At 61.5% G+C, this 18,629-nt stretch carries 18 protein-coding genes; 16 read left to right on the forward strand and 2 right to left on the reverse strand.

Annotated features, from left to right (window positions below; translation table 11 throughout):
• Nucleotide 1 precedes the first annotated feature (1 nt).
• Genes FGL95_RS18680 through FGL95_RS18720 form a run of 9 tightly spaced genes read left to right on the forward strand, consistent with a single transcriptional unit; the run spans nucleotide 2 to nucleotide 9,426 of the window.
• Nucleotides 2–1,180 (forward strand): MCE family protein, encoded by a 1,179-nt coding sequence (locus FGL95_RS18680; RefSeq protein ID WP_169589582.1) that lies wholly within the window; start codon nucleotides 2–4, stop codon nucleotides 1,178–1,180.
• Nucleotides 1,177–2,202 (forward strand): MCE family protein, encoded by a 1,026-nt coding sequence (locus tag FGL95_RS18685; protein ID WP_169589584.1) that lies wholly within the window; start codon nucleotides 1,177–1,179, stop codon nucleotides 2,200–2,202. Before FGL95_RS18680 ends, FGL95_RS18685 begins: the two co-directional genes overlap by 4 nt.
• Nucleotides 2,199–3,257 (forward strand): MCE family protein, encoded by a 1,059-nt coding sequence (locus FGL95_RS18690; protein ID WP_169589586.1) that lies wholly within the window; start codon nucleotides 2,199–2,201, stop codon nucleotides 3,255–3,257. Before FGL95_RS18685 ends, FGL95_RS18690 begins: the two co-directional genes overlap by 4 nt.
• Nucleotides 3,254–4,513 carry an MCE family protein gene (locus FGL95_RS18695; RefSeq protein ID WP_169589588.1) on the forward strand — a complete coding sequence of 420 codons (1,260 nt, stop codon included), beginning with the start codon at nucleotides 3,254–3,256 and terminating at the stop codon, nucleotides 4,511–4,513. Before FGL95_RS18690 ends, FGL95_RS18695 begins: the two co-directional genes overlap by 4 nt.
• Nucleotides 4,510–5,727, forward strand: coding sequence for an MCE family protein (locus tag FGL95_RS18700; RefSeq protein WP_169589590.1), 1,218 nt, complete (start codon nucleotides 4,510–4,512; stop codon nucleotides 5,725–5,727). The genes FGL95_RS18695 and FGL95_RS18700 overlap by 4 nt, the downstream gene beginning before the upstream one ends.
• The gene (locus tag FGL95_RS18705; protein WP_169589593.1) at nucleotides 5,724–7,121 is read left to right on the forward strand and encodes an MCE family protein; all 1,398 of its coding nucleotides are present in this window, start codon (nucleotides 5,724–5,726) and stop codon (nucleotides 7,119–7,121) included. The genes FGL95_RS18700 and FGL95_RS18705 overlap by 4 nt, the downstream gene beginning before the upstream one ends.
• On the forward strand, nucleotides 7,118–7,846 hold the full coding sequence (locus tag FGL95_RS18710; protein WP_240963127.1) for a hypothetical protein: 729 nt from the start codon (nucleotides 7,118–7,120) through the stop codon (nucleotides 7,844–7,846). Before FGL95_RS18705 ends, FGL95_RS18710 begins: the two co-directional genes overlap by 4 nt.
• Nucleotides 7,843–8,427, forward strand: a complete 585-nt coding sequence (locus FGL95_RS18715) for a h domain protein (protein WP_338079918.1) — start codon at nucleotides 7,843–7,845, stop codon at nucleotides 8,425–8,427. The genes FGL95_RS18710 and FGL95_RS18715 overlap by 4 nt, the downstream gene beginning before the upstream one ends.
• Nucleotides 8,428–8,448: 21 nt before the next feature.
• Nucleotides 8,449–9,426, forward strand: coding sequence for an NAD-dependent epimerase/dehydratase family protein (locus FGL95_RS18720; protein ID WP_169589595.1), 978 nt, complete (start codon nucleotides 8,449–8,451; stop codon nucleotides 9,424–9,426).
• On the opposite strand, the gene FGL95_RS18725 is transcribed toward FGL95_RS18720, so the two are convergent.
• Nucleotides 9,416–10,813 (reverse strand): alpha/beta hydrolase domain-containing protein, encoded by a 1,398-nt coding sequence (locus FGL95_RS18725; protein WP_338079919.1) that lies wholly within the window; start codon nucleotides 10,811–10,813, stop codon nucleotides 9,416–9,418. The genes FGL95_RS18720 and FGL95_RS18725 overlap by 11 nt on opposite strands.
• 174 nt (nucleotides 10,814–10,987) lie before the next feature.
• Here FGL95_RS18725 and FGL95_RS18730 point away from each other — a divergent pair, with 174 nt between their 5' ends.
• The 7 genes from FGL95_RS18730 to FGL95_RS18760 are packed head-to-tail and all read left to right on the forward strand — an operon-like array spanning nucleotide 10,988 to nucleotide 18,059.
• Nucleotides 10,988–12,193: a cytochrome P450 gene (locus tag FGL95_RS18730; RefSeq protein ID WP_169589597.1), complete on the forward strand. Its 1,206-nt coding sequence runs from the start codon at nucleotides 10,988–10,990 to the stop codon at nucleotides 12,191–12,193.
• On the forward strand, nucleotides 12,193–12,978 hold the full coding sequence (locus FGL95_RS18735; protein WP_169589599.1) for an SDR family oxidoreductase: 786 nt from the start codon (nucleotides 12,193–12,195) through the stop codon (nucleotides 12,976–12,978). Before FGL95_RS18730 ends, FGL95_RS18735 begins: the two co-directional genes overlap by 1 nt.
• On the forward strand, nucleotides 12,975–14,330 hold the full coding sequence (locus FGL95_RS18740; protein WP_169589601.1) for a cytochrome P450: 1,356 nt from the start codon (nucleotides 12,975–12,977) through the stop codon (nucleotides 14,328–14,330). The genes FGL95_RS18735 and FGL95_RS18740 overlap by 4 nt, the downstream gene beginning before the upstream one ends.
• The gene (locus FGL95_RS18745; protein WP_169589603.1) at nucleotides 14,327–14,548 is read left to right on the forward strand and encodes a ferredoxin; all 222 of its coding nucleotides are present in this window, start codon (nucleotides 14,327–14,329) and stop codon (nucleotides 14,546–14,548) included. Before FGL95_RS18740 ends, FGL95_RS18745 begins: the two co-directional genes overlap by 4 nt.
• A 2-nt stretch (nucleotides 14,549–14,550) precedes the next feature.
• On the forward strand, nucleotides 14,551–15,102 hold the full coding sequence (locus FGL95_RS18750; protein WP_169589605.1) for a Cif family virulence factor: 552 nt from the start codon (nucleotides 14,551–14,553) through the stop codon (nucleotides 15,100–15,102).
• On the forward strand, nucleotides 15,099–16,343 hold the full coding sequence (locus FGL95_RS18755; RefSeq protein ID WP_169589607.1) for a hypothetical protein: 1,245 nt from the start codon (nucleotides 15,099–15,101) through the stop codon (nucleotides 16,341–16,343). Before FGL95_RS18750 ends, FGL95_RS18755 begins: the two co-directional genes overlap by 4 nt.
• 27 nt (nucleotides 16,344–16,370) lie before the next feature.
• Nucleotides 16,371–18,059 carry an AMP-binding protein gene (locus FGL95_RS18760; protein WP_169589609.1) on the forward strand — a complete coding sequence of 563 codons (1,689 nt, stop codon included), beginning with the start codon at nucleotides 16,371–16,373 and terminating at the stop codon, nucleotides 18,057–18,059.
• Here FGL95_RS18760 and FGL95_RS18765 read toward each other — a convergent pair.
• Entirely contained in the window at nucleotides 17,988–18,605 is a 618-nt protein-coding gene (locus FGL95_RS18765; protein ID WP_169589611.1) for a TetR/AcrR family transcriptional regulator, read from the reverse strand. The genes FGL95_RS18760 and FGL95_RS18765 overlap by 72 nt on opposite strands.
• Nucleotides 18,606–18,629 lie beyond the last annotated feature (24 nt).

Raw genomic sequence — 18,629 nt, forward strand, 5'->3', positions numbered from 1 at the left:
GTTGACTGAAAAGGGATGGTTCAAAAGGCTTGCGGCCCTCGGACTCGTGGGCGGGCTCGTCGCGATCGTCGTCGTTGCGCTGACCATGTTCGCGGGAGGGTTCACCGAGACGGTTCCGGTCATGATCACCGCGCCGCGGTCGGGCTTGGTGATGGATCCCGACGCGAAAGTGAAGATGCGCGGGGTCGAGGTCGGTCGGGTCAAATCGATCGAAGAGACGCCGGACGGTGCGACCATCACGCTGGACATGCAACCTGACATGCTGAAGAACATTCCCGCGAACTCCAAGGTCGACATCAAGTCGACGACCGTCTTCGGCGCGAAATACGTCAATTTCGTCTTTCCCTCCGACCCGTCTCCCGAACATTTGACCGCGGGTTCGACCGTGGCGGCACCACGAGTGACCGTCGAGTTCAACACCCTGTTCCAGCATTTGTCGGACGTGCTGCAGACGCTGGAACCAGAGAAGATCAACGCAACGTTGGGCGCCCTCTCCGAGGCGTTGCGTGGCAGGGGAAAGCAGGTCGGTGAGTTGCTGACCGACGCTGACGCCTACCTCACCGATATCAACCCGAGCCTTCCTGCGCTACAACAAGACTTCAAGTCCGCCGCTGAGGTGACCAATCTGTACGCCGATGTCGCACCAGATCTGGTCCGACTGCTCGACGATGCAACGGCGATCGGCGGGACCCTCGTCGATGAAAGGGACAACCTCGAGTCGCTGCTGCTCAGCTTGATCGGCGTTGCAAACACTGGTGAAACAGTGCTCGGCGAGAACGAGCAGAACCTGACCACCGCGCTGGACCTCCTGCGCCCGACCACGGCACTGCTCGACCGGTACTCGCCAGTGTTGAGCTGCCTGATTCTCGGGCTCGACAAGGCTCGGCCGATCGCAGAGGCCGTCGAGGGTGGTTTGCAGGAAGGCATCGCGCTGAATGCCGGCTTCACCTACAGCCAGAAGCCGTACATGTATCCAGACAGCTTGCCGAAGGTCAACGCGACCGGCGGTCCGAACTGCGTCGGTCTACCGGATCGAGTGCCGTCCGACCCGCACGCGCCCTACATCGTGACAGATACGGCAAACGTGCCGTACGTCCCGAATACGCAACTTACGTTCAACGCGCCCAAGGTATTTCAGATCTTGTTCGCGGATCTGTTCGCAGGGTTGGCGCAGCGATGAAAAATACTGCAAACACCGTCAAGTTCTCGATCTTTGCGATCGTGATGGCTCTGATCTTCGCCGGGTTGGTCATCGTCTTCAGCCAGGTGCGGTTCGCAGGCACGAAGAGCTACCACGCAACATTCTCGAACTCGTCCGGACTGCGGGAGGGAAACAAAGTCCGGATTGCGGGTGTGCCGGTCGGAACCGTCCAGGGCGTGTCGGTCGGTAAGGACAATCTCGCGCACATCGATTTCGACGTCGAATCGAAGTATCCGTTACTGACGAGCACGAAGGCGACGATCCGGTACGAGAATCTGGTGGGCGACCGCTACATGGAACTCCTCGAAGGCCCCGGTTCGATGGAACCGCTGGGGGACGACGGGTCGATCCCGATGACGCAGACGTCTCCTGCCCTCGACCTCGATCAATTGCTCGGCGGATTCAAGCCGCTGCTCCAGGGGTTGGATCCAAAGGAGATCAACAACCTCACCGAAGCTCTCATCCAGGTTTTCCAAGGCCAGGGCGACACTCTCGTTTCCCTGTTGAGCAGCACTGGATCGTTTTCGAAAACGCTTGCCGATCGCAATGATTTGATCGGAAGTGTCATCGACAATCTCAATACCGTGCTGAAGACCATCGACGAGCGCGGCGACCAATTCTCGACCACGATCGACCAGTTGCAGCAGTTGATCAGCGGATTGGCGGCGAATCGCGACCCGATCGCCGATTCGATACCGAAGATAGCCGGGGCTACCTCTCGCCTCGAGGAATTGTTGTCCGCCTCGCGTCCCGATATTCAGGGGACGATCGCCGAGACCGGTCGGCTCGCAACAAATCTCGATGCCGGCAGCGCAACGATCGACGACGTGCTCGGCAAGTTGCCGGAAACCTTCCGTCGCCTGATTCGACTCGGTGGCTATGGATCGTTCTTTCAGTTCTACGTCTGCGCCACGAAAGCCAAGTTCACTGGGCCCGACAACCGTGAGATCGTGCTCGCTTTGCCGGGAATTCAGCAGACGGGGAGGTGCGCGCCGTCATGAAAGAGACAGTCGATCGACGAATACGGGCCGGAATCGTCGGAATCGTCGTTGCAGCGGCGGTTGTCGTTGCAACGCTCAACTACAACAAGTTGCAGTTCCTCCGCGATGGCATCGAGTATTCGGCGAACTTCACCGATGCGGGCGGCTTGGTACCCGGTGACCGGGTACAGGTCGCAGGCATCGAGGTGGGCAACGTCGAACACGTGAAGTTGGATGGCAAGCAGGTTCTCGTAACCTTCACCGTCAAAGAAGGTATCCAACTCGGAGATGAGACGTCGGCTGCGATCAAGACCAACACCGTCCTAGGTCGGCGATCACTCGCCTTGACTCCCTCCGGTTCCGGCAAGCTGACAAAAGATGAGCCGATTCCGGTGGACCGGACGACGGCGCCGTATTCGTTGAACGATGCACTCGGCGACTTGAGTAATGAAGTGCACGACCTCAAGACCGATCAGGTGAACGACGCACTCAATGTCATGAGCACGGCGCTGAAAGATACACCCGCGCCTTTGCGGGAGACCCTCGACGGCGTGACGCGCTTGTCCAAGGCTCTGAACGACCGCGACCAGACCCTTCGCGAATTACTCACCAAGGCCCAGGGGGTTACCAAGGTTCTTGCCGACCGTGGCGACCAGATCAACGCGCTACTGCTGGACGGTAACGACCTGCTCGGCGCGCTGGAATTGCGCCGGTCGGCCATCTCGGAACTCATCACGAACATTTCCTCGGTCTCGCAACAGCTTTCGGGATTGGTTCATGACAACGAGGAACAAATCGGTCCGACGCTCGAGAAGCTGAACAGTGTGACTGCCCTGCTGATCCGGAACAGGGACAATCTCTCCCGTGCACTCGATGGGTTGGGTCCGTACGCGACGGCCCTCGGTGAGGCAGTGGCGAGCGGCCCGTACTTCCAGGCCTTTGTGCAGAACTACGGTTCCGGCAAGATGCTGCAGGGTCTCGTCGACGCCTTCGTCGACCCCGGGCACCTGCCAGCGGATTTGTACAACTATCTCCTCAATCCGCCTCCGTCGATACAACTGCGGGAGCCGCGATGACGAGCACGGTGTTCGGGCGCAACAGAAAACGCATACTGATCGCCGTCGCGTGCGTCCTCGCTCTCGTCGCCGCAACGGTGGCGTATTTCGTCTACGAACGCATCACCACGCATCGGCTCACTGCGTACTTCACGTCGGCGACCGGGCTGTACCCGGGCGACGATGTGCGCGTCCTGGGTGTGAAAGTCGGCACGGTGGACAGCGTCGAGCCACAGCCGGAATCGGTGAAGGTTGAGATGTCGGTCGATTCCGACGTCGAAATTCCCTCCGACGCGGACGCGGTCATCATCGCGCAGTCTCTGGTGTCTGGGCGGTTCGTGCAGCTCACACCGGTTTACGACGGCGGTGCAGCGCTTGCCGACAATGCGGAGATCCCCATCGGTCGAACGGCAGTGCCGGTCGAATGGGATGACATCAAGCGGGAACTGACACGGCTGTCGACAGCGCTCGGACCAGTCGGGGACGACGCGCAAGGTAGCTTCGGACGGTTTCTCAATACGGCTGCGGCAAATCTCGACGGCAACGGCGACGCGCTCAAGTCGACCCTCCACGAGTTGTCGAACGCCTTGGGCATCCTCTCCGACGGCCGCACGGATCTGTTCGCGACGATCCGGAACCTGCAGGTATTCGTCTCGGCATTGAGCAACAGCAACACGCAGATCGTCTCGTTCGGAAACAGGCTCGCGACGGTATCGCAGGTGCTCGGGGACAGCTCTGACGCACTCGGGCAGGGGCTCGTAGACCTGGACGCCGCGCTAGGCGATGTCCAGCGCTTCGTCGCCGACAACCGGGACAAGCTCGCCACAGGCGTTGCCCAACTCGCGGACGCGACGAAGGTCCTGGCGGACAAGAGGCCTGAACTCGAGCAAGTGCTGCACATCGCCCCGAACGCGCTGGCGAACTTCTACCAGATCTACAAGCCGGCCCAGGGATCGTTGACTGGTGTGGTCGGGCTGAACGAAGTCGCGAGTCCGCTTACGTTCTTGTGCGGGTCGGTCGAGGGGTTGGGGAATAACGATTCGCAGCGGTCCGCGGACTTGTGCAGGCAGTTCTTCGCTCCCGTCTTCAACTCGCTCGTTGTGAATTACCCGCCGATTCTTGTCAACCCGGCTAGTGGAGTTGCCGCGTTCCCAAATCAGATCGAGTACAGCCCTGAGGATTTGCGTGCCTCGGTGCCGCCGCAAAGTCCGATCGCCCAACCGCTTCCGCAACCGAACGGTCTCCTCTCTCTACTGTTGCCGGGAGGTGGCCGATGACGGTCCGAAAGCTCCTCGCTCGACGGTTGCTGCGGTTGGCTCCCGTCTTCGTCGCCTTGGTCGTCGTGACGAGCGGCTGCACGTGGAGCGGCCTAAATTCGTTGCCGCTGCCCGGCGCCGAGGGAACAGGTCCGGATTCATACAAGGTCTACATTCAGATGCCGAATGTGACGACGCTGACCCGGAATTCCCCAGTGCGCGTGAACGACGTGACGGTGGGGTCGGTGCAAGGAATCGAAGTACAGGATTGGCATGCGCTAGTTACTGTTTCGATCAAGCACGGCGTCAAGTTGCCGGCCAACGCGACCGCGAAGGTCGGGCAAACCAGTTTGCTCGGTTCGAATCACATCGAACTCGCACCGCCGACCAAGGTGAAACCCGAAGGCGAACTGCGCGACGGTGACACCATCCCGCTCGAAAGAGCCGGGGCGTATCCGACCACCGAGCAGACCTTGTCTTCACTGTCCGTGGTCCTCAACGGTGGTGGTTTCGCGCAATTACAGGACGTCACGCGCGAACTCAACGCTGCGCTCGACGGGCGCGAAGCCACGGTGCACGACCTGCTGCCGAGGCTGAACGAGTTGGTCGGTCAGCTCGATGAGCAGCGCGGCGACATCGTTTCTGCGCTGGACGGATTGGACCGCGTTACAGGGACGCTCGCCAGCGAGAAGGACAAACTGGCCCGCGCGCTAGAGGGCGTCCCGCCTGCGCTCGAGGTCCTCAACGGTCAGCGCGACAATCTCACCGACGCCTTGGTTTCGCTCGGTCGTTTCAGCGATGTCGCGAATCGCATCATCGACCAGAGCGGCGACGACCTGAAGGCCAACCTGCACAGTCTCGTTCCGGTTCTGCGCTCGCTTGCGGACACGGGCAACCACCTCACCGATGTGCTGAGCCTGCTCCTGACGTTCCCGTTCTCGATGAAGAACATGGATCACTGGTTGAAGGGCGACTACGCCAACCTGATGATGATGTTGGACCTCACCGGGTCCCGGCTCGACTCGAACTTCCTGACTGGAACGCCGCTCGGCGGCACGTTCGGTGGTGTCGAGGGTCTGCTCGGCAGCGTGGCCGGCGTCGCCGGCGATACGGGCAATCCGTTGGCGGTGCCGTCCGTCCCGTCGCAACCAGTGGTTCCGGGGCTGCCGTCGATACCGGGGCTGCCCTCGATACCTGGAATCAATGCTCCGCTGCCGGGGGTGCCTACCCCATGATGCTATCCAGGTTCGTTCGTACGCAGCTGATCATCTTCTCGATCCTGACCGTGGTCGGCGTCGTCGTCATGGGTGTGGTGTACATCAACGTGCCTGCCATGTTCGGTATCGGCACCTACGAGGTCACGGTCGATCTCGAGGCCACGGGCGGTCTCTACCAGCATTCGAACGTCACCTATCGCGGTACGAATGTCGGCAAGGTCGAAGAGGTTCGCCTGACCCCGACGGGTGTCGTAGCCAAGTTGTCGATCGATTCCGACTACAAGATCCCGGCCGACTCGGTGGCGTGGGTCAAGAGCGTATCGGCGGTCGGGGAACAGTACGTAGACCTCGTCCCGAACACCGCCGACGGACCCGACCTTGCCGATGGCGACGTGATTCCGGTCGATCGAACCAAGTTGCCGCAAGACGTTGGGCCGATGCTGGATCAAGCCGATCGCCTTCTTGCGAGCATCTCCGACACACGCCTACGCACCGTCGTAGACGAAGCGTTCAAGGCTTTCAACGGCACGGGTCCCGACCTGCAGAAACTGCTCGATTCGGCACGACTCCTCGTGCAAGAGGCAAAGGCAAATGTCGACCCGACCAAGATTCTGATCGATCAGATCGGACCACTGCTCGACACGCAGATCGAATCCAGCGACGCCGTCCGTGGTTGGACGAGGGATCTCACGCGATTCGCTGATCAGCTACGCGCCAGTGATCCTCAGCTGCGGTCGATCCTCGAAAACGGGCCTGCTGCCGCCAACGAAGCGACCGCGCTCTTCCAGGATCTGCGGCCGACGTTGCCGCTGTTGCTCGCGAACCTGGTGAGTGTCGGCGAAGTCGGCGTCACCTACAACAAATCCATCGAGCAAGTGTTGGTCGTTTTCCCGCCGCTGGTCGCGGCACTACTCACTGCGGTGCGCGGTCCGATGGAAGACGGTGCGATCGTGGACTTCCTGATCTCGGTCGAAGATCCGCCTTCTTGCACAACGGGATTCATCCCGCCTACGCAGTGGCGCTCGCCTGCGGACATGTCGATACCGGATACACCGTCGAACACCTTCTGCAAGGTTCCGCAGGACAGCAAAATTGCGGTGAGAGGTGCGCGGAACTCTCCGTGCATGGACGCACCGGGCCGCCGTGCGCCCACGGTCGAGATGTGCAAGAGCGGAGAACCTTATGTGCCGGAGGGCATCAATCCGCCTGTGACCCTGCCGGGCCAGGTGACGCCGAGCTCCTATGACAATGGCGGGACGGTCGCTAAGCCGAGAACGGCAGCTCGACAATACGATCCGGCGACAGGGACATTCATCGGTCCGGACGGCAAGGTGTACAGCCAGCCGCAGTTGAAAAATGGATCCGAATCCGAAGTTTCTTGGCAGACGATGATGGTGGAACAGCAAGGATGAGCGAAGAGAAGAAGGACAGCGAAGCGATAGACGCTGTGCAAGACCGCGGTACGGGTGTTCAGCGGCGGCGCAAAGCGGTTCGGCGAGCGGGCCCACCAGTCGGCGATGCGCCGGTCGCACCGATCACGTTGCGCAAATCGAGCACCGAAAGTGCGTCCGCTCGGCCCGCTGCGCCAAAGCCGGTCGAGAAGAACGTGGATTCGAAAACGGCTGTGGCCGTGGATAAGCCAGTGCGTAAGCCGAATATGCGGCTGCGCGCCTTGGCTGCGGCGGCGGCGGTAGTTGTTGTCGCGCTAGCGGCGGCGGTCGTCTTCCTCACCCACGCGAACGATCAGACAGACCAACGCGACGCACAGCGACAGGAGTACATACAGGCGGCGCGACAGGTCGTCCTGGACCTGACCACCATCACTCCGGATAACGCGAAGGCTGTCGTCGATCGGATACTCGAGAACGCGACCGGCGAATTCAAGACGGAGTTCGACGGCCGTATCGACCCGTTCGTGAGCATCGTCCGGGAGGCGAAGGTCTCGACGAACGGCGAGATCATCGACGCCGGGTTGGAGAGCGAAAGCGGCGACGGTGGTGTCGTTCTCGTTGCGGCCAAGACGATGGTCACCAACGCTGGGTCGGACACGCCGCAACCGCGGAACTTCCGCCTACGCGTCAGCATCACAGACGTCGACGGGCGTTTGGCAACATCTAAGGTGGAATTCGTTCCGTGACAACTGCAACCGTCGAGAAATTGCGCGAGGACCACGAAATGCCCGAACCATCAGCGGTTTCCGGCAAACGCAACTTCCGCATATCGCCCGCGGTGCGACTTTGGGCCAAAATCGCATCGATAGCGCTGCTGTGCGTGCTTTTCGTCGTCGTACTTGTCGTGGGTTGGTTCCAGCTGTCGACCTACTTGGACGACCGACACACAGCCGACGCGCGCACTGCTGCCGTGGACGCGGCGTCCGTGCAGGTCGTCGACATGCTGAGCTACGACTACGAAAACGTCGACACCACACTGCCGAAAGCCGCTGACGGACTGACGGGCGACTTTCGAGACGAGTATCTGAAGCTCGTTAAGGACGCGATCGTCCCAGGTGCGAAAGAGAAGAAGCTCACCGTCAAGGTCAGCGTGCAAGGCGCGGCGGTCATTTCCGCGTCGCCGGACTCGGTGGACACCCTGATGTTCGTCAATCAGGTCACGACGAGCAGCGAGAACCCGCAAGCTGTGACGTCGGGGAGTCGCCTTCGCGTCAGCATGCACAAGGTCGATGGTCGCTGGCTCGTTTCTCAGCTGACGCCGATCTGAGTCGGGCGAAGGAAATTGGCGATGCGCGCTGCCGTAACGGGTGCTGCTGGCTTTCTCGGGTTCAACCTCGTCGAGGCGCTTGCGTCGCTCGGGCACGAGGTCGTGGCGATCGATCGAGTGGTGCCACCTGCCCACATCGATGGCAATATCACCTGGCTGCGGGCAGACATCCTGGACCTCGACGACATGGTTCGGGCGCTGGCCGATGTCGAGGTTGTCTACCACTTGGTTGCGATGGTGACGCTCGCGCAGCACGACCCGATTGCGTGGCGCGTCAACACCGAAGGCGCACGGATTGTGGCGGAAGCTGCGCTGAAGGTGGGCGCGCGAAAGTTTGTGCATTGCAGTTCATTGCACGCGTACGACCAGTATCACCTCGCCGGGCCGCTCGATGAGGAGTCGCCGCGATCGACCCGCGAAGATCTGCCGGTCTACGACCGGTCCAAATGGTTCGGCGAGGTTGCGGTTCGGTCCGTCGTCGACCGCGGGCTGGATGCGGTTATTTGCAATCCGACGGGAATATTCGGTCCTGTGGATTGGGGGCCGTCACGGCTCAACAGCATGCTGCGCATGGCTGCGAATGGTCGGATGCCGGTCGGGATCGCCGGACACTTCGACCTCATCGACGTCCGCGACGTTGCCGCCGGAATGATCGCTGCGGCCGAGAAGGGCCGGACCGGTGAGAACTACATACTCGCCGGGCATTCAGCCGATCTCATCGACGTGTTCCGCATCGCTGCTCGCGCGGTAGGACGACGCGGACCGTTGTTCGCGATACCGCTCGGCGTTGTCGACTTCATCGTGCCGGTCGCCGAGCCGATCGGAGCGCGGTTCGGTTCGGATCTGATCTCGCGCGGCGCGATCGACACGGTGCTGACGTCACCGACCGTCGACGGATCCAAGGCGATCCGAGAACTCGGTCACGCTCCCCGCCCGACCGACGAGAGCGTGCGCGACCTGATTGCATTCTTCGTCAGCGCAAGTCGTTTCACCAGCTGACCAGATCGGGCTGCGCCTCCGCGAGCAGTTCGGCACGGTCGTCGGCGAGCACGAAGCCGGCCGCGATAGCAGCGTCGACGGCGGCGCGGTAGCGGGCAAGATACGCTGCCGCGCTTGCGTAGAGCGCTCGCAATCGTGCCTCGGGTAGCGGCGTGGTTGTGCCGAACAGTGCGCAGATCGGGGATGCGCCGGGTGCAGGCGCACCCGACAGGATCGTCGTCGGAGCATCGACTGCCGGCGTCCGAACGCCGCCCACAACATTTCCGTTGTCGTCCAGCGCAAACTCGGTCTCACCGGCGACGACCTGCATCCGTGGTGCTGAGGGCGGGCGCTGCCCATCGCTCGCCCACCTGTCGAGCGCGCGCAGGGCAGCGCGGACAACGAAACTCTGCTGTCCGCGATTCACTGGCAGCGGACATTCCAAGATGCTTTCGAACGGGCCTATCTGGAACTTGTCAGCGTGTGCTGCCCCGGCGATCTCCCACAATCGGAAGTAGTCCGAATCTTCTTGCCGCGCCGGGTAATAGGCGAGGTGACCGAAGAGATCCGTCTCGGTCTGTACGACGATCGCCGGGACCGCTACGTCGTCGCGTAAGCGAGTGGGCGTGCCTTCGCGGAGGGCAGCGCGCAGGGCAATCCCAGTTCCGGCGGTGCCGAGCGGTGCCACGGCGCCGCCGCGGCTGTGGATCAGAAACCCGTCGAACGTGTTCGACAGAGGCTGAATTCCGTTGTAGTACATGGATAGTGCGATCGCTGCCTGCGATTCGCCCACCGCGAGCTTGCGTACGACGGTGAGTCCGGCTAGCGCAGGGGACGTTTCGAGTCCGTGCGCGACCTGGCCGAAAATGTCATAGCAGAACGCATCGCCGGGATGGTGCAAGTCGCCGTATCTCTTCGGATCGATTCCCGCGAGGCCGGTGAGTGCTCGGTCTGCGCTGTTGGGCACTGCAATCGTCGGGTTGCCGCCCTCCACGCCGGCCCACTGCGCTGACACGCCTGCCCACGCATATCCGCTACGGATAAGTTCACGTGCGAGGTAGGTGTAGTCGGGTGCAGCGTCGCGCCCACTGCTGACATTGAGCCATTCGACGACGAGTGTGCCGTTGAACGCGTCCGGATCGATCGGCCGTCGCACCACCACCCTTGTAGCGAATTCCGCTGTTTCGCCGCTGAGTTCGAGGTCGAAGCGACCTTCTGCGGTCAGCGGTCCAGCTGCGCGAAACGACGTTGCTGTGCCGGTGGCCAGGTACTCCTCTTCGGAGTATCCGTTCGCTGCGAGGTCTGGACCGGATACAGCGGCGAGTAGCAAGACGCCGCGTCCGCCGCGAAGCGGGGTGAGCGTCGCCGCGGTGGACTCGACCGATGACTGCTGACGGTTGTTCGGCACGCCGTTCCTCGATTCAAATGGCTGCAACCCGTTCTAGACTGGAACACGTTCTAGAAACTCATCCTAGCGAACGGAGCGGTGCATGGACCATGGCAGGCCTTGTCTCCAGCTAGGTGCTGTAGTAACGTCCAGACACGTGTCCAGCTATATGTCTTTAAGACCGGAGGGCGCGCAGTGACCGCAGCTTCGATAGAGCCCCTTGTGTTCAATCCGTACGACTACGAGTTCCATGAGGATCCCTATCCGACGTACCGTCGCCTGCGCGAGGAAGAGCCCATCTATCGCAACGACGAGCTGGGGTTCTGGGCATTGTCACGGCACCTCGACGTCAATGCCGCATTTCGCGACGCCAAGCGCTTGTCCAGCGCGAACGGCGTATCGCTCGACCCCGCTGCGTACGGTCCGCATGCCCACAAGGTGATGTCGTTCCTTGCGATGGACGACCCACGACATCTGCGGATGCGCCAACTGGTCTCCAAGGGGTTCACTCCGCGTCGAGTCAACGAAATGCAGGGCCGAATAACCGAATTGACGACGCAGCACCTCGAGCCCGCGCTTGCGTCGCGCAAGTTCGACTGGATCACCGAAGTCGCCGGAAAACTGCCTATGGATGTGGTCTCCGAGTTGATGGGTGTTCCGCAGGAAGATCGCGCTGAGTTGCGGCGGCTGGCTGACCTGGTCGTGCATCGCGAGGAAGGTGTGCTCGACGTTCCGATCCCGGCGATGGAGGCGTCGATCCACCTCTTCACCTACTACGCGGACATGCTCGCCAAGCGGCGCAAGAGCCCAGGTGCGGACCTCGTCTCAGCGTTGCTCGACGCCGAGATCGACGGTGATCGCCTGAGCGACAACGAGATCATCGGTTTCATGTTCTTGATGGTTGTCGCCGGCAACGAGACAACCACGAAACTCCTTGGCAACGCGCTCTTCTGGGCTGCCCGCAACCCCGTTGAATACGCGAAGGTGGTGGCGAATCCCGACCTCGTACCCGAATGGGTCGAGGAGACGTTGCGATACGACACCTCGAGCCAGATAGTGGCTCGCACCGCCGCCGAAGACATCGACTACTACGGCCGGACAATCAGCTCCGGTGACAAGGTGCTCATTCTGATCGGATCCGCCAATCGCGACGACGCAGTCTTCGATAACGGGGACGAGTACACGATCGGACGAACAGGAACGAATGCATTGATCAGTTTCGGTTCGGGACCGCACTTCTGCCTCGGGGCCCACCTCGCTCGACTCGAAGCCATTATCGCGTTGCGCGAGTTCGTATCCCAGGTCCCGGAGTACAGCCTCGACGAGGCCGGAATCGTGCGGGTGCACTCGACCAATGTTCGCGGATTCGCAAACCTGCCGATCGAAGTGGAGAGCCGCTGATGCCGCGTTTCGAGCCGAATCCTGTTCGCAGACATGCCATTGTCAGCGGCGCGTCGTCGGGCATCGGTACCGCGACCGCGATCGCTCTCGCCGAACTCGGGCACCCGGTATCGCTCGGTGCGCGCAGAGTTGACGAATGCGAAGCAATTGCCGAGAAGATCCGCGCCAACGGCGGTAGCGCATATGCGCACTTTCTCGATGTGACACAGTCGGATTCGGTCGACGAGTTCGTCACAGCCGCAGAAAACGAGTTCGGCCCGACCGAGATCGTCGTATCCGGTGCAGGCGACCTCGAGTTTTCGCAGGTGCACGACATGGATCCAGATCGGTTCTCGGCTCAGGTGCAGGTGCACTTGGTCGGCGCACAGCGGCTCGTGCACCGCATTCTGCCGGGGATGCTGGAACGGCAGCGCGGTGACTTCGTGGTGATCGGTTCGGATTGTGCCGACTCGCCCCGGCCACGAATGGGTGCCTACAACGCAGCGAAGACCGGCCTGGAGGCAATGGCCAGGCAGATGCGAATGGAACTGGAAGGCACAGGAATTCGGGCCTCCGTTGTCCGGCCCGGACCAACGCAGACCGCCATGGGTTGGAACGCTCCCCAGGAGGATGTCGGTGCCCTGCTGGCGGACTGGGCGAAGTGGGGATTCGCGAGGCACCCGTATTTTCTCCGCGCCTCCAACATTGCCGCAGCCGTCGTCGCCGTGGTCTCTGCGCCACGGGGTGCGCATCTTGTGCTCGTCGAGGTTCAGCCCGAAGCCCCGCTCCGAAAGGATGACGAATGACCATCGTGAAACCGTCGATGGTCTCGCGAGGCGAGCACGAACACGGCCACCTCGAGGAACTGCGCACCGACCCGATTGCACTCATGCAGCGCGTCCGCGATGAATGCGGTGACGTCGGCACATTCCGGCTGGCCGACAAGCAGGTCGTGTTCCTGTCCGGAGCCGAGGCCAACGAGTTCTTCTTTCGGTCCTCCGACGACGAACTCGACCAGGCGGCGGCGTATCCGTTCATGACGCCGATCTTCGGTGAGGGAGTGGTGTTCGATACCGACCCGGAACGTCGCAAGGAGATGCTGCACAACGCGGCACTGCGCGGCGAGCAGATGAAGGGTCATGCCGCCACCATCGAGCACGAAGTCCGCCGAATGGTCGAATCTTGGAGCGACGAAGGCGAAATCGATCTGCTGGACTTCTTCGCTGAGTTGACTATCTACACGTCCTCGGCATGCCTCATAGGCAAGAGGTTTCGCGAGCAACTCGATGGGCGGTTCGCGCACCTGTACCACGAACTGGAGCGAGGAACCGACCCGCTTTGCTACGTCGACCCCTACCTGGACATCGAGAGCTTCCGTGTGCGCGATCGAGCCCGTGTGGGCCTGGTAGACCTGGTTCAGGAAATCATGAACAGCCGCATCGCAGCGGGACGGCCGGACAAGGCCGACCGCGACATGCTCGACATCCTGATCACAATCAAGGACGAAGAGGGCAATCTTCGGTTTTCCGCCAACGAGATCACCGGCATGTTCATCTCGATGATGTTCGCCGGTCACCACACCAGTTCGGGGACCGCATCGTGGACGCTCATCGAGATGCTGCGGCACCCGGATGTGCTGGCGGCGGTCACGCAGGAACTCGACGACCTCTACGCAGACGGCGAGGAGGTGAGCTTCCATGCGTTGCGCCAGATCCCGAAGCTCGAGAACGTGCTCAAGGAGACGTTGCGGCTACATCCGCCGCTGATCATCCTCATGCGGGTCGCCAAAGACGAGTTCGAGGTAGCCGGTCATCGGATCGAACGAGGCGAAATGGTCGCCGCGTCGCCCGCGATCTCCAACCGTATCGCCGAGGACTTCCCCGATCCGGACAGCTTCGTGCCTGACCGCTACAACAAGCCGCGGCAGGAAGACATGGTCAACCGCTGGACGTGGATCCCGTTCGGTGCAGGCAGGCACCGCTGCGTGGGTGCGGCGTTCGCAACGATGCAGATCAAGGCGATTTTCTCGGTTCTGTTGCGCGACTGGGAATTCGAGCTTGCGCAGCCGTCGGACAGTTATCGAAACGACCACAGCAAGATGGTGGTTCAACTGCAACAGCCTTGCAAGGTCAGGTATCGGCGAAGGAGTGGACGATGAGAATCGTCGTCGATCTCGATCTGTGTCAGGGCCATGCGATGTGCGAACTCGAAGCTCCCGACGTCTTCGCCGTACCGAAGCGCGGAAAGGTCGAGATCCTCGATCCGACACCACCGCCCGAACTGCACGCGGACGTCGAAAACGCCGTTCGTTTCTGCCCGACCCAAGCGCTGGCATTCGTCGAAGACAGCGCCGGAACAAATTCGAAGGGTGTATGAGGATGACCGGCTACGAACGCGCGGAGCTCGACGAAATGGTTCAGCGCTGGGTCGACGAGAACAAGCGTTGTGAGAAGCTCGGTGACTGGAAGCCGTTGGCCGACATGTACACCGAGGACGCGACATACGGCTGGAACTACGGCCCCACGCAGGAATTCATGGCGGTCGGCCGTGAAGAGATCCGGGAACTCGCACTCGGACAAGAAATGATGGGCCTCGAGGGCTGGGAGTACCCCTACCAGCAGTTCGTGATCGACGAACGTAGTGGCGACGTCATCGGGTTCTGGAAGCAGACGAACGAGCGCACGCGCGAAGACGGCAGCCACTTCCAGGTAGAGGGGATCGGTGGCAGCTGGTTCCGATACGGCGGAGACTTTCAGTGGTCTTGGCAGCGAGACTTTTTCGACTTCGGCAATGTCTCTGCCTTGTTCCTGGAGATGATTCAGAAGAATGCGTTGTCCGACGGAATGCAAAAACGGATCCAGCGATCGATGTCCGGTAAGCGACTGCCCGGCTGGTACAAGACCGGTGGCTCGCCAGTGAGTTTGTGGTGACCGGACACGATTCGTTCGCGCGACTGTCCCGGGAAGAACTGGCAGTTCTCCTCCCGGAACTACTGCTGTGTGGGCATTTGATCGACCGATCGGGGATGGCCCACTCGATCGGCGCGTTCGGCCGCGAAGGAATGACCCAGGTTGCGATCGAGGAATGGCAGGTCGCCAGTCCCGTCTACACCAAGCGGATGCAGAAGGCGCTGGGCTTCGAGGGCGACAGCGTCGAAACGATCTTCAAGGGCCTGCAATTCGATATCGGCGCGCCGCCTCAGTTCATGGACTTCCGCTTCCGCGTCGACGATCACGACAGCGGTGAGTTCTGGCTCGATCACTGCGGTGCGTTGATGGACGTCGAACCGATGGGGGAGGAGTTCGTCGTGGCGATGTGCCACGACATCGAAGACCCGACCTTCGATGCCACGGCCTTGGCGACGAACAAGTTCGCTCAGGTCCGCCCGATCCACCGCCCGCCGCGGCTGCCTTCGGCACAGGGACCGCATTGCGCCTGGACCGTGAAGATCGACCCCAGCCATATCCCGCCGGACGTTCCGCCGAACTTCGACCGTGTGCTCGAATCTGCCGCTGCCACAGTCGAACTGCAACCGATCGATCCAGCGGACGAGGGCAACTCGAATTACTCGGGCACGCTGCTCAGCGACATCCGGTTCGCGGACTTCTCGCGGTCGACGCTGATCCGGCTGGCAGAGGAAGTGTGCCTGCAGCAGCATCTGCTCACGATCGGGTTCTTGATCGCAGTGCGATCCCGGACCGACGAGAAGGCAACCCTCGCGATAGGTCGCAAGCAGTTCGCCGGCATCGCGGGTTTGACGTCGGAACGGATTCGAAAGGCTTTAAGGCTCGGCGACGACCTCGAAGCGCTGGCGACCGTTCTCGAACTGCACCCGGCGTTGAACCCGCGGGCCTATGTCGCCGTGAGCATCGAAAAGTCGAGTGTCCTGACATTGCGGATCGGTCGGGACTGTGGCGCATTCACCGACGGAACCTGGCCGACGATGATTTCGGGCGAAGACTTAGCTCCGCTGAATGCGCTTGTACGAGGGGTGAATCCGCAATTCGACACCCGGGTAGCCCAATCGGACAGTTCAGGAACGACCTTCGAGATTGCGCTCGCGGACAAGCCCTTCCGCGAGGCCGTCGAGGTTGCGATAACGCGATTCAGCACGGGGGCCGATTTCTCGTTCGTCGACAGAGGCAAGCCGCTACCGCTCATCGTGCTCTGAGAACAGCCCTGGAGGGAACGAAACATAGTGGCGCACAACTTCGCCGACCTTTACGAACACTCCGTCGACGCGATGCCCGACCGGGTCGCGTTGATTGCAGGTGGACGTCAGACCACCTACCTCGAACTCGAGCGGCGAGCGAACCGCCTTGCTCACCACCTCGAGTCGGTGGGATTCGGAAAGAATTCCCACATCGGCTTTCACATGCACAACTCGATCGAGACGATCGAAACTTTGATCGCCTGCTACAAGATTCGCGCGGTCCCGGTGAACATCAACTATCGGTACACCCGTGACGAGTTGCGGTATGTCTACGACAATGCGGACCTCGAAGGACTCGTCCATCATCGCAAGTACGCAGAGGCGATCGCCGAGGTGTTGCCGTTCGTACCGAAGCTGCGACATTGCATCGTGGTCGAGGACGATCTCGGCGGTGCGGGGCGGTTCAGCGATTCGGTTCCGTACGAGGAAGCGCTTCGCGCTAGTGACGAGAGCCGCGACTTCGGGCCGCGCGCCGCCGAGGACCTGTTCATCATGTACACCGGCGGCACCACAGGTCGCCCGAAAGGTGTGATGTGGCGACAGGAAGACATGTGGCGCGTCCTCGGCGGTGGCATCGACTTCTATACCAACGAGCCTGTCGCAGACGAGTATCAGCAGTCTCGCGTCGGAGCGGCCGGTGAGCCGACTCGTTGGTTCGCGCTACCCCCGCTCATGCACGCGTCGGCGATGATGCCAACCTTCACCGCGCTGTGGTCGGGCAACACCGTGATCTTCGATTCGAAGTTCGATCCCCATCGCGTGTGGCAGATCGTCGAGCGCCATGGTGCGCAGATCATGATCATCACCGGGGACGCGATGGCGCGACCGCTGATCGACGCCTACCGGGAACGGCCGGTGAACAGGAGCAGCTTGTTCGTGATCGCCTCTGGCGCTGCGCTCTTCTCGCAACCGGTCAAGGAACTTCTGTTGGAGACACTGCCCAATCTGATGGTGTCGGATTCGATCGGATCGTCCGAAACGGGCTTCGGTGGAATAGGTTTCGCGCAAAAGGGTGCAGAGCCTGGGCGCGGCCCCCGAGTACAGACCGGGCGCGGTGCGGTCGTTGTCGACGACGATGGCCACCTGGTCGGCGTTGGGGATGAGGGCTGGATCGCAAAGACCGGATCGGTACCCATTGGCTACTACAAGGATGAAGCGAAGTCGGCAAAGCTGTTTCGAACAGTCGACGGCGTGCGAATGGTGATTACCGATGATCGCGCGAGGGTTGAAGAGGGCGGCGCACTGACCCTCCTCGGCCGCGGAAACATGGTGATCAACACCGGCGGTGAGAAGGTGTACGCCGAAGAGGTCGAGAGCATCGTCAAGGCACACCGCGACGTGTACGACGTGATAGTCATTGGAACCAAGCACGAGCGTTGGGGCGAGCAGGTCGGCGCTGTCATCGAATCTGCCGGTTCGGCAGTCGATTTCGATGACCTCGAGCGACATGTCAGGGAGCATCTCGCCGGCTACAAAATCCCGCGTCGAATCTGGATCGCGGACCACGTATCGCGAACGCCGAGTGGTAAGCCTGACTATCGGTGGGCGAAAGAGTTTGCCGTAGACCATGACCCAGTCTGGGGAGCCAATTCGGGCGCTCGCTCAGCTCAGCGTGCGAACAGCGCGGAACGATTCGATGACGGGCGCGACCCACTTGCGCAGGAACGTTCGTAACTCGTCCGGTGTCCGCGCTGGATCGCCTGGATCGAGGATGAGTGACTGCAGCGTTCTCAAGAGAATCTCGACGATCTCGTCGAGATCCGAATCGGTGAAACCGGCTCCCGCCCAATCGACATCGAGGCGCGTGAGCATGGAACGGCCGAAATGTCGCCCTGTCGGCGATGTGACTCGGACGGCGAAAGAACTCGTCGGATGCGTACGTAACAGGAGTCCGAGGTAGTGCTCATGCGGCAACCGCTCGAAGACGGTGACGATTCCCTCGACGATCGCCTCGGCAGGGTCGGTGATCGCCCGCAGGTCGTCGGCCAAGGAATCGAGGAAGGGTTCGGTCGATTGCAATGCAGCCGCCGAGAGCAGGTCCTCGGTGTTGCGAAAGTAGCGGTAGATCGTCTGCCGGGTGACGCCGAGCTGCCGTGCGACGTCGGCGATCCCCGCCTGTTCGCCTTTGCTGTCGATCGTCTGCCGGGTGGCTTCGAGGATCCGCAACACAGCCTCTTCGTCGTCGGCGGGAACGTCACCGCCCCACCCATGCGTGCGCATCATCGAAACATTACTCAGGATTGT

This window comes from Antrihabitans stalactiti, from assembly GCF_012932915.1.
Lineage (GTDB): Bacteria > Actinomycetota > Actinomycetes > Mycobacteriales > Mycobacteriaceae > Antrihabitans > Antrihabitans stalactiti.

Bases quoted from the DNA above. Each gene is read 5' to 3' on its own strand.
- FGL95_RS18685 (WP_169589584.1), top strand. From the start codon at position 1,177: ATGAAAAATACTGCAAACACCGTCAAGTTCTCGATCTTTGCGATCGTG.
- FGL95_RS18690 (WP_169589586.1), top strand. From the start codon at position 2,199: ATGAAAGAGACAGTCGATCGACGAATACGGGCCGGAATCGTCGGAATC.
- FGL95_RS18695 (WP_169589588.1), top strand. From the start codon at position 3,254: ATGACGAGCACGGTGTTCGGGCGCAACAGAAAACGCATACTGATCGCC.
- FGL95_RS18700 (WP_169589590.1), top strand. From the start codon at position 4,510: ATGACGGTCCGAAAGCTCCTCGCTCGACGGTTGCTGCGGTTGGCTCCC.
- FGL95_RS18705 (WP_169589593.1), top strand. From the start codon at position 5,724: ATGATGCTATCCAGGTTCGTTCGTACGCAGCTGATCATCTTCTCGATC.
- FGL95_RS18710 (WP_240963127.1), top strand. From the start codon at position 7,118: ATGAGCGAAGAGAAGAAGGACAGCGAAGCGATAGACGCTGTGCAAGAC.
- FGL95_RS18720 (WP_169589595.1), top strand. From the start codon at position 8,449: ATGCGCGCTGCCGTAACGGGTGCTGCTGGCTTTCTCGGGTTCAACCTC.
- FGL95_RS18735 (WP_169589599.1), top strand. From the start codon at position 12,193: ATGCCGCGTTTCGAGCCGAATCCTGTTCGCAGACATGCCATTGTCAGC.
- FGL95_RS18740 (WP_169589601.1), top strand. From the start codon at position 12,975: ATGACCATCGTGAAACCGTCGATGGTCTCGCGAGGCGAGCACGAACAC.
- FGL95_RS18745 (WP_169589603.1), top strand. From the start codon at position 14,327: ATGAGAATCGTCGTCGATCTCGATCTGTGTCAGGGCCATGCGATGTGC.
- FGL95_RS18750 (WP_169589605.1), top strand. From the start codon at position 14,551: ATGACCGGCTACGAACGCGCGGAGCTCGACGAAATGGTTCAGCGCTGG.
- FGL95_RS18765 (WP_169589611.1), bottom strand. From the start codon at position 18,605: ATGCGCACGCATGGGTGGGGCGGTGACGTTCCCGCCGACGACGAAGAG.